This window comes from Streptomyces sp. NPDC058758, from assembly GCF_042746075.1.
Classification (GTDB): domain Bacteria; phylum Actinomycetota; class Actinomycetes; order Streptomycetales; family Streptomycetaceae; genus Streptomyces.
In genome coordinates this window covers 427,865-441,222 of the sequence record NZ_JBHYPS010000001.1, presented here as the reverse complement: position 1 = coordinate 441,222, position 13,358 = coordinate 427,865, and the positions used below count along the sequence as shown (strand labels likewise).

The following is a 13,358-nucleotide window of genomic DNA, read 5'->3' as shown; positions in this document are numbered from 1 at the left end:
GGGGAGGGCCCCCGCCACCGTTCGCCAGGAGGTAGCCCATGGCAGCAGCCGTGATCCGCAGGCCGTCCATCGAACCCTTCACGCCCCTCCGGAAGAAGGCCCTCCCGGCCGGCCGCCCGCGCGAGTGGTACGTCACCCACAACCGCCGCCTCAAGGCGATGCGCCTCGCCATCGCCCTGCTCGACTCGGGCGTCTACATCCCGTCGAAGGCCACGAACGCGACGATCCGCACCATGGCCGAGCGCATAGGCATCCGTCCGCCCTCCGACACCACCTGCCGGCTGGTCCGCACCTTCATCCGCCACAACCGCTGAGCCGCGCGCGGCAGGCGCCGGGTCCGCCGTCCCCGGGACTCCCGGGAGCGTCGGACCCGGCAATTCCGCAGCCCAACCGCCGTGCGGAGCACGGAAGCAGATGGGTCGTCACCCCCTCCTCGCTACGCCGTTCAGGGCTATTCTTCTGGCATGCCCGGCCGGGATGATCCGGCCCTCAACGGGGAGGCGAGCGTGGCCCGTATCGTCGGCGTACACGGCATCGGTTGGTCCTGGCGGTCCCGCGAGGAGATGCACGAGACATGGCACGGGGCGCTGAGCACCGGCCTGCGGAACATCCGGTACGCCGACCCCGCGTCGGTGACGTTCGAAGCGGCCTTCTACGGGCACCTGTACAACGGCGGCACGGGCAAGGCCGGCGGTGACGCGCTCTACACCGCCGCCGACGTGGCCGACGGCTTCGAGTACGAGCTCCTGGAGGCCATGGCCCGGGAGGCGGACCCGGCGGCGTTCGACGAGGAGAGCGACGGACCGGCCTCCAAGGGCGTCGTCGTCCGCGGCGCGCAGGCGTGCCTCAGCATCCTGGAGAGGACGCCCTACCTCGGAGGGGTGACGGCCTCGGTCGTCATCCGCCAGATCAAGCAGGTGCACCGGTACTTCGAGGACGCGGCCCTGGGGGAGGAGATCCGGGGCGAGCTGGAGACGGCGATCCAGGACGACACCCGGGTGGTCCTCGCCCACTCGCTGGGCAGCGTGGCCGCCTACGAGGTGCTGTGGAAGCTCAGGGACGTCAAGATCGACACCCTGGTCACCATGGGCTCGCCGCTCGGACTGAAGTCCATCCGGCGCCGCCTGGCCCGCTCGGCCCACGCGGAACCGGGCCGCCCGCCGTCCGTGCGCCGCTGGGTGAACGTGGCAGCGGAACAGGACGTCGTCGCCCTCCGCAAGCGCCTCGAGGGCCTCTACGGCGCCGACGAGGTCGAGGACTTCGTCGTCACCAACCCCCTGCTCCACATGCACGACTGCACCCGCTACCTCAGCAACGTCTGGACCGCTCGCGCAGTCGGTGCAGCTCTTGGGTGAGCGGTGGTTCTTCCTGGCCGGGGAGGGCGAGTACGGCGAGGAATCCGGCCTGGCACGACTCGAACACGTCCCGCACGAACTGAGGGAGATGCGCCGCACCCTCCAGAGCCTGGGGATGCGGGAGATCCCCAGGCCCCCGGGGGCCACCGGGGAGCGCGGTCTGCACGAGGTGTGCGACGACCTCCACGCGTGGTTGCAGGCGGTGCGCCGCGGCGAGCACGGGTCACCCCTGTCCCTGTTCGTGTACTGCACCGGGCACGGGGTGTACGAGGGCGAAACCCAGTGGGGCCTGGCCCTGCCCACGGCAACAGGGCGGACGGAGGTCCTCGAACCGGCGAAGATCATGCGCACCCTGCACGGGGACACGGGCTTCGAGCAGGCGATCGTCGTCCTCGACGCCTGCTACTCCGGGCCCGGCGCGCACGACGCGATGGACGCCGTCCGGCGTCAGTCCGCCGCCGGCCGCGTCACGTACGACGCCTGGGTGATCGCCGCGGCTCGCAGGGACCAGCAGGCCCAGCAGCTGGCCTTCGCCCACGCCTTCGCCAAGGCGCTCTCCGGAAGCGACGGCGCGCAGGAGTTCATCGAGCCCTCCGTGCTCGTGGAGCGGATCAACGGGCACCTGCCGTCGGACACCCAGGAAGTGTGGGTGTCCTCGACCGACCGCCGGGGCTGCCGTGTGCTGCCGGATCCGGCGCACATGCCCCGGACCTCCCCCGAGTGGCTCGACCGGGAACTCGACGAGTGGTCCCACCTCGCACGCGGCCGGAGCGGGCAGCGCGAGCCGGGCTGGTACTTCTCGGGCCGGGCCGACGAGCAGCGGCGCCTCCGCGAGTTCGCCGCCGGCGGGGGACCGGCCGGGCCGCTGATCGTCAGGGGCGCGGCCGGAGTCGGCAAGAGCGCGCTCCTCGGACACCTGGCCGTGAGCGGGAAGAGCGAGTGGCGGCGGCGGCTGCCGCCCGTAGCCCGGCGCGGCCTGATCCTCCCGGACGGGTCCGTGCACGCGCTGGTGTCTGCCCAGGACGCCAGTGTGCCGGGCCTGACCCGGCAGATCGCCGTGGCGCTCGGCCTCGACCCGGGGAGCGCCCCGACCCCGGACGACCTGTGCGACGCCCTGGAGGACCTGCCTCCCCGGACCGTCCTGGTGGACGACCTCCATCTGGCGGGCGACGACCCCGCGACCGTGGTGAGGGACCTCCTCGACCCCCTGACCGAGTACGCGCGCACGACCGTCATCGCCTCGGCGGGCCACGCCACCGCCGCCGACGACGTGTGGCAGGCCCTCCGGCTGCCGGTGCTCCAGCTCGGCACCGACGACGAGGGCGTCCGCGCCTACGCGCGCGCCCGGGGCGCCGAGGAGATAGCCGCCGCCTGCCACGGGCACTTCGGGGCGGCGGTCCACGCCGTCGACGCCTTCCTCGGCACCCCGCACGGCCAGGACGCCGGGGCGGCCGCGCGGCGCGCGGCGGGAAAGCGGCTGACGCACTTCCACCACAGCCTGCTCGCCGCCGGCGGCCGCGCGGACGACTGGTGCCGGGCGATGCTGGAGCCGGTGCGGGCCGCGGCGGCCGTCGGACACGACGCCGGCCTGACGGCCGAACACTGGGCGGCGCTGGCCACGGCCGCGGACCGCTCCGGCAGGACGTACGGTCCGGAGGAGGCGAGGGAAGCCGCGAACCTCCTGGCCGACGCGCTGACCGACACCACCGCCGCGCCACCCGATCCGGGCACGGGCCCCGCCACCGGCCCCGGCCCCGCCACACCCCCCGCCTGGCGCCTCTCCACCCCCGTCGCGCCGGAGTCGCGGGACCGGGAGTTCGCCGCGGCGGTGCGGGACTGCCTGCCCGTTCGGACGTCGGGGGAGCCGGGGATCGACTGGGCGGCGGACCCGCCGCTGACCGCGCTGTTCGCGTCGGCAGCGCGCCACTTCGAGGAGGCGTTCGTCGCCGAGCTGTCCGCGCCGGCCTTCTGGACCGCGCTGCCGGGCGGCGCCCTCGCCCGGCAGCTGGACGGCGGAGGGACGCGGGTCCTGCCGCCCGGCGTCGGGGACGGCGTACGGCGCCAGACGGCAGGGCTGCGCCCGGCGGAGCGGGCGTTCCAGGTGAAGCTCGACCTCCTCAGGTCCGGGCAGGAGGCGCGCGGTCTGCACCCGCGCGACCTGGGCGCCGCCGCCGACGTCCGGTGGGCCACCCGCAAGGACGACGTGCCCGTGCCCGGCCTCCTGGCGGTCGCGTCCGACGCCTCCGGCGACGGTTACGCGGTCACCACCCACGAGGACGCCTCCTTACGGCTGTGGAACCTGGCGGACGGGGCGCAGCTCGGCGTGGCGGCGCGGCCGGAGCGCGACGGCATCGCCACGCACCTGTCGCTCGCCGTCGTCGGCGGCGAGCCGGTCGTCGCGCTCGTCGCGAACGGGACGGGACTGCTGTGGCACCCGCTGAAGGGCGGGGCCCCCGAGCCGCTGCCCGCCCTGGACGGGGCGACGGCCTTCTCGCTGCGCACCGACGGCCTGCTCGCCGTCGCCAGGGACGCGCGGATCGAGATCGTCGAGCCGGGCGCCGGCGGGCGGACCAGATCGCTCACCCTGCCCGGGTCGAGCCGCGTCGCCCAGGTGTACCTGGCGGGCGGAACCGGCGACGGACGCCTCGTCGCCACCACCGAGTCCGGCACCGTGGCCGCACGCGTCCTGGCCGGCGGGGCGACGGCCGTACGGCGCCAGCCGCTGCTCATGCCCCTCGCACAGCGCGCCGTGGTGTCCTCGACCGGTCGCACCGTGGGCGTGCTCGACCGCCGCGGGGGGCTGTACGTGTGGGACGAGAACCACGGGACGCGCGGACTGGACCTCCCCGCGACGCGCGACGGAACGCTCGCGTTCGCCGTCGACGACGGCCTGGCGGCCGTGGCCGGCGGCGGCCGGAAGCCCTGGCTGTGCCTCCGCCCGCTCACCTCCGCCGAGGAACGGCCCGCCCCCCGGCTGCCGCTGCCGGACCAGCCCGTCGCGCTCGCCTTCGACGCCGACGGCTCCCGCCTCGTCGTGACCGACCTGCGCGGCGTGTTCTGTCTCGACGTCCGCCCCGATCCTCCCCGGCCGGCGCCGACCCCCGACCCAGCCGGCCCGTTCCCGACGGCCGACCGCAGTGAGGAGGCAAGATGACGGCCCTGGACTCCGTCTCGCCACGTGAAGGTGTCACCGGCGCGCTGCTCGCCCTCGACGACATCCTGACGAAACGCGGTGAATCCACCGTCCGCACGTCCCTCGGCGTTCTGCTCGGACGGCTCCACACCCACGGCATCCGGCCCCTGCTGGAGGAAGCCGAGCGGAGGGACCTGCGGGGGGCGGCGCTCGGCCTCCCGGACCGGTTCGTGACCGGCTCCGACCGCACCAGCCTCGAACGGCTCGCCTTCATGCTCCTGGACCCGGACACCCGCGAGGGACCGGATGCCGACCTCGTCGCGCACATCGAGGGCATCGAGGGCATGAAGGACGACCTCGTCCGCCTCTACGATCGGGCCGACGCCCCCGACAGCGGCCCCTACGCCCCCGCGGAGCACCCGGCCACCGAGCACCTGGACGTCACCGTCCTCCGCACGGAGACCGATCCGGAGCTGCCGCCCGCGGCCTGGACGGTCCGGCTCGCCCTGGAGGGCAAGGCGGACGACGACGCCACCGGCCACGACGACACCGTCCGCGAACTGGCCGGCATCACCAGGAGGTGGCGGTCCGTCACCCCCGCCACCAACAGGGCCTCCGACGGAGCCGCGGAGCCCGTACGGACCCTCCTCCTCCAGCTCGGGATGGACGAGGAGCCCGCGGGAGACCCGAAGCCGAGACTGGCGGCCCGGGGCCTGCTGCCGCCGAGCCGCTTCGACGACCCCACGGTGGCCCTGCCCGCCGCGCTGCGACTCCTCTCCCGGACGCTCGCCGCCCCCGAACTGCCCCACCCCGCGCCCGGCATGTGGGCCGCGGGCGGGCTCTCCACCTCCCATCTCGGCACGGCGACCCCGTTCGAGTCCCTGAAGCCCGGCGAGGCGTCCCTCCGCGCCGACGCCTGCGGCGGCACGCTCGTCCACCCCGGCCACGGCGGCTGGTTCCGCACCTCCGCCGGGGACGCCACCCCGACCCTCGCGGTCGCGGACCCCGGCCTCACCCTGGCGGGCGCCGCCCGCGCCTACTGGGGCGCCGCCTGGGACGACTGGACGCGGAACTGGCACACCAGCGCCCTGAAGGCCATCCGATGGCGTCTCGACGACTGGTCGCGGACGCAGCCCGACGGGCAGTGGCTTCCCGACGTCCGCACGGACCAGGTCGACAGCCTCGTCGCGATCTTCCACGAAGCGGAGCGCAAGGTGGCCGTGCTGGGAGGACCGCCCGGCTCGGGGAAGAGCTGCATCGTCCGGTGCACGGCGCGGGCGCTCGCCGAGGCCGGCCGGCGCGTGGTCGTCCTCTCCCCGGACGACCGGGCGTTCCCGAGCGGTGACGTCCTCACCCGGGTCGTGCGCCACGCCCTGGGCGGTCTCGAACCCCAGGAACAGCCGGGCACCAGCAGCCCCGTCGTCATCCTCGACGACATCCGGCCGATCGGCGAGACGGACGTCGACCGCGCGCTGCGCGCCGTGTCGACGGAACTCGGCGTCAGCGTGCTCGCCTGCCTCGAGTACGACATCAACTCGCTCCACGACTGGCAGGCGTCCAACCTCACCGTCGTGCCGTCCATCGTCCGTCCCGCCGCCCTCCTCGACCTGGCCGCACGGGCCCGGGCGATCCACGGGGACGGCGTCGCCGGCAACCCCCGCTTCCTCGACGCGCTGGTGCGCCGTTTCCCCCACGACCTCAGCCGCTTCACCAAGGGCCTGCGCGACTACCGGGGCGGGGACGACAGACCCGAACGCCTGGAGGAGGAACTCCGGCAGGACTTCACCGACCGCCTCGGGCTGGGGGCGGACACCCAGGACCTGGCCGCCGCCATCGCGGCCGTCTCCCTGCTCGGCGGGAACGTGAGCGTCCCGGAGGACGAGCGCCCCGTCCTCTCCCGGCTCGGTGCCGCGTCGGACCGGGACCCCGACCGGTTCCGCTTCCCCAGCCCCACGGACTCCCGCACCATCCTGGACGCCTACGCCGGAGTGGCGTACACCGACGAGGCCACCCGGCCGCGCCGCCACGAGCTCGTCGCCGAGCTCGTCGCCAGGGAACTCTTCAAGGACCTGGGCGATCACCGCAGCGGGCTGCTGCCCATGCTGCGCGGCGCGCGCCTGTGCGACGAGCGCGTCTGCCGCAGCCTCGCCGACCGCCTGCTCCGCCCCGAGCACGAGGCCGACTTCGCCAAGTGGCGCCGGAACGCGTCACCGATCGACATCGCGCTGGTGCTGCTCGTCATGGACTCCTCGTTCGGCGACAAGCTGATGGGCAAGCTCCTGGACACCTTCGTGGCGCGGCTGCCGCAGGCCACCCTCGGGTCCGGACGCGACCTGCTGGCCGTGATCCGCGCGATCCACCGGCACCGGCACCGATTCAGCGACTCCCGGTTCGACACCCTCGCCGCCTGGATGGTGCAGCGGTTCGGAGACCTGCTGGACGGCACGCCGAAGCCCGACGACGGCCTGTACAGCGTGCTGGAGCAGCTCAGCCGCTTCCACCACCAGGATCTCGACGAGATCGTGGCCAGGCGTGGAGCCGAGACCCTGATCCGCCTCGACCCCGACAAGGCCCTCGACTACCGCACGGTCGGCCGGGTCGAACGCCTGGTGCGCCGCGCGGCCAACGACATCGGCAGCCCGAACTACGCCTCCTTCGTCCAGAACGAGACCGAGGTCCGCAAGCTCCTCGACCACGATCCCGATCCCGCGCGCGGCATCGCGCTCTACATCTCCTCCCTCGTCCTCCGGCTGCGGTACGACCCCGACTACGAGGACTGGGAGACCGTCTTCCGCAGCCACGGGGTGGCCATCCGGCAGGCGCTGCGGCAGACCGACGCGGTGGACCTGCGGTACGCGCTGGTGGACGCCCGGGACTACCGGGTCGGGTTCGTCACCAAGATGCTCAACGACAAGGAGATCAACAAGGGAGAGGGCTTCGGCGTCGCCATCCGCAACGCCCTGCGCACCGCGACCCCGACGGACGCGGCCCTGCTGATCCGGACGACCAGCGAGATCCACGACTACACCGCCCGGCACGCGCTCTACGGCGAGCAGGCGGAACGCCCCGACGTCGTTCTCGCCCGTTCCCTCGCCCAACAGGTGCGTGACAACCAGGACCTCAAGGGCACCGGTCTGCTCCTGTCGGCGACGGCACGGGTCGACGAGCTGTTCCTGACCGAGAAGAAGGGCTTCGGCCAGTACCTCGCCGAGGAGATCGGCAAGGAGTGGGTGACCGACCGGCTGCAGGACGACCCGCGGATCTCCATCCAGTACCACCTGATCAAGGGGATCTGGGAGACCCACGCCTCCTTCCGGGAGGAGTGCCTGGACCAGTTCGTGGACGTCGTCGCCGGGGCGCTGAACCGCTCGATGCGGCCCTGGGGCCCGCAGGCCGCCCTGCTGCTCGGGCAGGACGAGGAGTTCGGGGCGGCCTTCCTGGTGAAGCTGCGCCGGCAGGTGGCCGACAAGAAGCTCTTCGAGGGGATGAGGGAGTCGTCGATCGCGGACGCCCGGCGCTTCTTCCACCAGCTCGGCCGCGCCATGTTCCAGGGGCTGTCGAGCCAGTACGTCAACGAGTACGACGCGGTCGGCTTCATCGAGAAGACGGCCGCCGTCTCGCCCGCGTCGGCGGTGCTGAGCGCCCGCGAGACCGCCCGTACGCTCGTCGACGGGGGAGTGCCGAGGAGGGACGCCGGACTGTGGGTGCTCCGGAAGGACGGCACGGAGACCCCGGACGCGGTGGGCCGGCGCTGGGCCGCGCAGATCAGCCGCGGAGTCGGCGCGAACCAGCTGACCGAGGTGATGAACGGCCTGGCCGCGCTGAACCGCGACACCGCCGCGGCGGCCCTCGACGAGCTGGGGGCCAGGACGGTCCCCCGGCGCGGACGCAAGGACAGCCAGCTGCGGGAGAAGGGGCGCCAGGCCGTGTACAGCAACCCCGTCGACGCGGCCCGGCTGCTGACGGCGGTGGAGCGGGTGTCCGCCGGCGTCGGCGTCACGCTCATGCGCGACCTGCAGAGCGAGCGGGGGGCGTGGAACGCCTTCACGAGCGAACTCGCCCACATCCAGCACCCCACCCAGCAGTACGAGGTCGTCCGCCAGCTGGTGGCGCTCGGGCTGCGTCCGGGCAGCGTCCACTCGAACTGGGTGGACAAGCTCCGCGAGCGGCACCAGGCGACGGTGCTCCAGGTGACCAGTCCGGCCGCGCTCTGCGACGTTCTGCGGCTGGCCCTGATCTGGGACGTCGGCTGGGCCGCCCGGCTGGCCGCCGACATCCCCGGGCAACGACTGGCCCGAAGGCTCTCGTACGGGCGGGTGAAGGACCTGATGAACCTGCCCTCGCTGCTGTCGCTGCTGGTGAGGGCCGATGCCCACGAGCCCGTCCGGCTGCTGCTCGACGAACTGGAGCGCCTGCCCGCCGCCTCCCTGGTGAGGCGGCTCAACCCGTTCTCCATCGACGTGCTCCTGGACGTCGTGCTCCGGGTGCGGCCGGACTACGCCCGGCGGCTGGCCCCCGCCGTGGCCGGGGCGATCGACACGCAGATGCAGCGCGAGGTGGTGCTCGACGAGGCGAAGCACTGGAACGAGATCGGCTGGATGGCGCACTCCCTGCACCTGATGAAGCAGGACGGGCTGCTCTCCCCGCGGCTCCCGAAGCGGAGACCGAACCCGGCCTATCCGCACGCCACCGTCTGGGGCGCGATGTGGCTCCCCCGCCAGGACTGGACCCGGGAGATCCTGGGCGGCGTGGCCGACCGCGTCGTGAAGCCGACGGTCTCCGGCGGCCAGGAGGTCTTCGTCGCCTACGCCTACGCGTCGGCCGAGGGCCGTACCGCCGAACTGCGCGCCCCGGACGGCTCCTGGCCCCGGCTCGACAGGTGCAGCGCCCGCAAGATCGCCACCCTCCAGCGGATGGCCGAGAGGGACCAGGCCCTGCGCTCCGTGCTGCTCTCCCAGCGGGCCCGGCTGACGGCGGAGCTGGACAAGCCCGTGTCCCAGGTGGACGCCTACGCGAAGACGGCCCGCGCGTGGTTCGCCCCCGGCGTCCGGCCCGCCCGGCGGGCGTAGACGGCCCGGAACGCACAAAGGCGAGGGCCACCCCCCTGGGGGTGGCCCTCGCCTTCACGTCAGACCGTGGTCCCGCGGTTTAGAGGTCGTAGTAGAGCTCGAACTCGTGCGGGTGCGGGCGCAGCTGGATCGGGGCGATCTCGTGGGTGCGCTTGTAGTCGACCCAGGTCTCGATCAGGTCGGAGGTGAAGACGCCGCCGGCCTGGAGGTACTCGTTGTCCTCCTCCAGGGCCTTGAGCACGGCCTCCAGGTTGGTCGGGACCTGCGGGACGCTCGCGTGCTCCTCGGGAGCCAGCTCGTAGAGGTCCTTGTCGATCGGCTCCATGGGCTCGATCTTGTTCTTGACGCCGTCGAGGCCCGCGAGGAGGAGCGCCGAGAAGGCGAGGTACGGGTTCGAGGACGGGTCCGGCGCGCGGAACTCGACGCGCTTGGCCTTCGGGTTCGAGCCCGTGATCGGGATGCGCATGGCGGCGGAGCGGTTGCGCTGCGAGTAGACCAGGTTGACCGGCGCCTCGAAGCCCGGGACCAGGCGGTGGTAGGAGTTCACCGTCGGGTTGGTGAAGGCGAGCAGCGACGGGGCGTGCTTGAGGATGCCGCCGATGTAGTAGCGCGCGGTGTCCGACAGGCCCGCGTAGCCGGCCTCGTCGTAGAACAGCGGGGCGCCGCCCGACCACAGCGACTGGTGGACGTGCATGCCCGAGCCGTTGTCGCCGAAGATCGGCTTCGGCATGAAGGTCGCGGACTTGCCGTTCCGCCAGGCGACGTTCTTGATGATGTACTTGAACAGCATCAGGTCGTCGGCCGAGGCCAGCAGCGTGTTGAACTTGTAGTTGATCTCGGCCTGGCCGGCGGTGCCGACCTCGTGGTGCTGGCGCTCGACCTGGAGGCCGACCTTCTCCAGCTCCAGGGACATCTCGGCGCGCAGGTCGGCGAAGTGGTCGACCGGCGGGGCCGGGAAGTAGCCGCCCTTGTAGCGGACCTTGTAACCGCGGTTGTTCTCCTCCGCACCGGTGTTCCAGGCGCCGGCCTCGGAGTCGATGTGGTAGAAGCCCTGGTTCGCGGAGGTCTCGAAGCGGACCGAGTCGAAGACGTAGAACTCGGCCTCGGGGCCGAAGTACGCGGTGTCGGCGATGCCGGTGGAGGCGAGGTACGCCTCGGCCTTCTTCGCGATGTTCCGCGGGTCGCGGCTGTAGGCCTCGCCCGTGATCGGGTCGTGGATGAAGAAGTTGATGTTGAGCGTCTTGTCCCGGCGGAAGGGGTCCAGACGGGCCGTGGAGAGGTCCGCGCGCAGCGACATGTCGGACTCGTGGATGGCCTGGAAGCCGCGGATCGACGAGCCGTCGAAGGCCAGCTCCTCGGACGGGTCGAAGGCCGTCGCAGGGATCGAGAAGTGCTGCATCACGCCGGGAAGGTCGCAGAAGCGGACGTCGACCATCTTGACGTCCTCGTCCTTGATGAACTTCGCGACCTCGTCGGCGTTCTGGAACCCGTGCTTGGACATCCAACTCCTCCTACTCCCGGCCCGGGGAGGGGCGGGGTTGCAGCTCGGTGATGCGGCCAGTGCGGTGGCGCACGCTCGGACCCGACCCTAGGCAGTCGGGATTTCTCAAGCATGACCCATTTGTTTCGTCGAAGTTAACCGGGGCGGCGCCGGCCGGCTCGTGTCGCGCCCCACCCGCACCCGGACCGAAGTGATCGAAAACGGGCGCAGTACGGTGGGCGGGTGGACAACAGGCAAGCACTCGGATCGTGGCTCTCCGGCCCCCGTGCCGCGGCGGAGCAAGCAGGCGTGGACTTCGGCTACCGGGGGCAGCAGCTGGGCCTCCCCGAGGAAGGGCCCGGCTCCATCGCCCGCCCGGGGGCGCGGCTGGGCGCGCTCGCCGTGGACTGGGGGCTGTGCATGCTGATCGCATACGGTCTCCTCACCGACGGCTACAACCAGGCGACCGGCAACTGGGCCCTGCTCGTCCTCTTCGTCCTGATCGCCCTGACCGTCGGCACCGTCGGCGCCACCCCGGGGAAGCTCCTCTTCCGTCTCCGGGTCGTCTCGGTCGCGGGCGGCCGCCTCTCGCTGCCCCGCGCCGTGCTCCGCGCCGCCCTCACCTGCCTGGCGATCCCCGCGCTCATCTGGGACCGCGACGGCCGCGGCCTCCACGACCGCCTCTCCGGCGCCGTCCAGATCCGGGTCTGAGGCCGCCCGCGCCATGACGAAGGGCGGCGCCCCGGACCCGTGGGGTCCGGGGCGCCGCCCTTCGTGCGTCTCCGGGCGCGTCAGCGCATCTTTCCGCCGCGCGGCATCTTCATGCCCTTGGGCATCGGGCCCTTCGGGAGCGGCATGTTGCTCATGAGGTCGCCCATCGCCCGCAGCCGGTCGTTGGCCGCCGTCACCTGGGGGCCGCTGAGCAGCCGGGGCAGCTTCAGCATCTTGGTGCGGACCTTCTTGAGCGGGACCTGGCCCTGCTCCTCGTCGTTGCCGACGATGATGTCCGTCACCGGCACGTCGACCAGGATGCGGGCCATCTTCTTCTTCTCGGCCACGAGGAGGGGCTTCAGCCGGTTCGGGTTGCCCTCGCCGACCAGGACGATGCCCTGGCGGCCGACCGCCCGGTGGACGACGTCCTGGCTGCGGTTCATCGCGACCGCGGGGGTCACCGTCCAGCCGCGTCCGATGTTCTGCAGCACCGCCGCGGCGGCGCCCGGCTGGCCCTCCATCTGCCCGAAGGCGGCCCGCTCGGCGCGCCGTCCGAAGACGATCGCCATCGCCAGGAGCGCCAGGACGAAGCCCAGGATGCCCAGGTAGACCGGGTGCCCGATGAGGAAGCCGATACCGAGGAGGACACCGAGTACGACGATGCCCACGCCGGCCACGACGAGCCCGACCTTGGGATCGGCCTTCCGGGTCATCTTGTACGTGAGGGCGATCTGCTTCAGTCGCCCTGGGTTCGCGGCGTCAGCGCCGCCCGTGTTTGCCTTCCTCGCCATGTCTTGAAGTCTACGTGGCCCGGGACGTCCGGCCGGACGCGGCCTCCAGGACGTGCTGGGCCTCGATGCGGTCCTTGGCGCGGCGGCGGTCCTCCAGGACGGAGGTCCAGGCGTTGCGGCGGGCGGTGCGCTGCCCGGCGCCCAGGAACAGCGCCTCGACGGCCCGCAGGGCGCCGGTGACGGAGGGAAGGGCACGGACGCGGACGTGCGTCGAGGCGGCCGGCATGAGGGGTCCTCTCTCGCATGCGGATGAGACGAGGTGGGGGGAGCGGGCGGTGGTGGCGGTGTGTTCCACCATGCTCACAGAACGGTGTTACCAGGGCATGACCCGACGGTCAAACACTGATGAAACGCCGGTGCGGGACCCCCGTACGGCGGAGCGGCCCGTACCGCCCCGCTGAACTGCGGGGCCGTACGGGCCGCCCTGCCGACAGGCATTACCTACCGGTAACCACTTGTGCGGCGACTCACACCACCGGCGGGCCGGCCGCGGCCACCCCGCGCTGCTCCGGTCTCCCGGTCGCGCTCCGCCTCGCCACCGCTCCGGCCGCGTGCCCGTCCTCGTTCCTCGGACGGACCCGCAACCTACGCTCCGGCTCGGCTGCGCTGCTCCGGTCTCCCGGTCGCGCTCCGCCTCGCCACCGCTCCGGCCGCGTGCCCGTCCTCGTTCCTCGGACGGACCCGCAACCTACGCTCCGGCTCGGCTGCGCTGCTCCGGTCTCCCGGTCGCGCTCCGCCTCGCCACCGCTCCGGCCGCGTGCCCGTCCTCGTTCCTCGGACGGACCCGCAACCAACGCTCCGGCTCGGCTGCGCTGCTCC

Annotated in this window: 8 protein-coding genes; 5 read left to right on the top strand and 3 right to left on the bottom strand. The window is 72.8% G+C overall.

Features of this window, described 5'->3' with window-relative positions; translation table 11 throughout:
* The first annotated feature begins 38 nt into the window (after window positions 1–38).
* From ACFW6A_RS01980 to ACFW6A_RS01965, 4 genes are all read left to right on the top strand, one after another.
* Complete coding sequence (locus ACFW6A_RS01980) at window positions 39–314, top strand: hypothetical protein (RefSeq protein ID WP_351848216.1); 276 nt, start codon at window positions 39–41, stop codon at window positions 312–314.
* Window positions 315–464: 150 nt separating this feature from the next.
* Complete coding sequence (locus ACFW6A_RS01975; protein ID WP_351848219.1) at window positions 465–1,355, top strand: hypothetical protein; 891 nt, start codon at window positions 465–467, stop codon at window positions 1,353–1,355.
* On the top strand, window positions 1,339–4,509 hold the full coding sequence (locus ACFW6A_RS01970; RefSeq protein ID WP_386638171.1) for a hypothetical protein: 3,171 nt from the start codon (window positions 1,339–1,341) through the stop codon (window positions 4,507–4,509). Before ACFW6A_RS01975 ends, ACFW6A_RS01970 begins: the two co-directional genes overlap by 17 nt.
* Window positions 4,506–9,557: an AAA family ATPase gene (locus tag ACFW6A_RS01965; RefSeq protein ID WP_351848227.1), complete on the top strand. Its 5,052-nt coding sequence runs from the start codon at window positions 4,506–4,508 to the stop codon at window positions 9,555–9,557. The genes ACFW6A_RS01970 and ACFW6A_RS01965 overlap by 4 nt, the downstream gene beginning before the upstream one ends.
* Window positions 9,558–9,636: 79 nt before the next feature.
* Here ACFW6A_RS01965 and glnA read toward each other — a convergent pair whose 3' ends face one another.
* Window positions 9,637–11,058 carry a type I glutamate--ammonia ligase gene (gene glnA / locus ACFW6A_RS01960; RefSeq protein ID WP_351848229.1) on the bottom strand — a complete coding sequence of 474 codons (1,422 nt, stop codon included), beginning with the start codon at window positions 11,056–11,058 and terminating at the stop codon, window positions 9,637–9,639.
* Window positions 11,059–11,280: 222 nt separating this feature from the next.
* On the opposite strand from glnA, the gene ACFW6A_RS01955 reads away from it, so the two are divergent.
* Window positions 11,281–11,748 (top strand): RDD family protein, encoded by a 468-nt coding sequence (locus tag ACFW6A_RS01955; protein WP_351848232.1) that lies wholly within the window; start codon window positions 11,281–11,283, stop codon window positions 11,746–11,748.
* 80 nt (window positions 11,749–11,828) lie between these two features.
* Here ACFW6A_RS01955 and ACFW6A_RS01950 read toward each other — a convergent pair whose 3' ends face one another.
* Both ACFW6A_RS01950 and ACFW6A_RS01945 read right to left on the bottom strand, forming a co-directional pair.
* Window positions 11,829–12,539 (bottom strand): DUF4191 domain-containing protein, encoded by a 711-nt coding sequence (locus ACFW6A_RS01950; RefSeq protein ID WP_169085510.1) that lies wholly within the window; start codon window positions 12,537–12,539, stop codon window positions 11,829–11,831.
* A 10-nt stretch (window positions 12,540–12,549) separates the two neighbouring features.
* Complete coding sequence (locus tag ACFW6A_RS01945) at window positions 12,550–12,765, bottom strand: hypothetical protein (RefSeq protein WP_351851150.1); 216 nt, start codon at window positions 12,763–12,765, stop codon at window positions 12,550–12,552.
* Window positions 12,766–13,358: the final 593 nt, after the last annotated feature.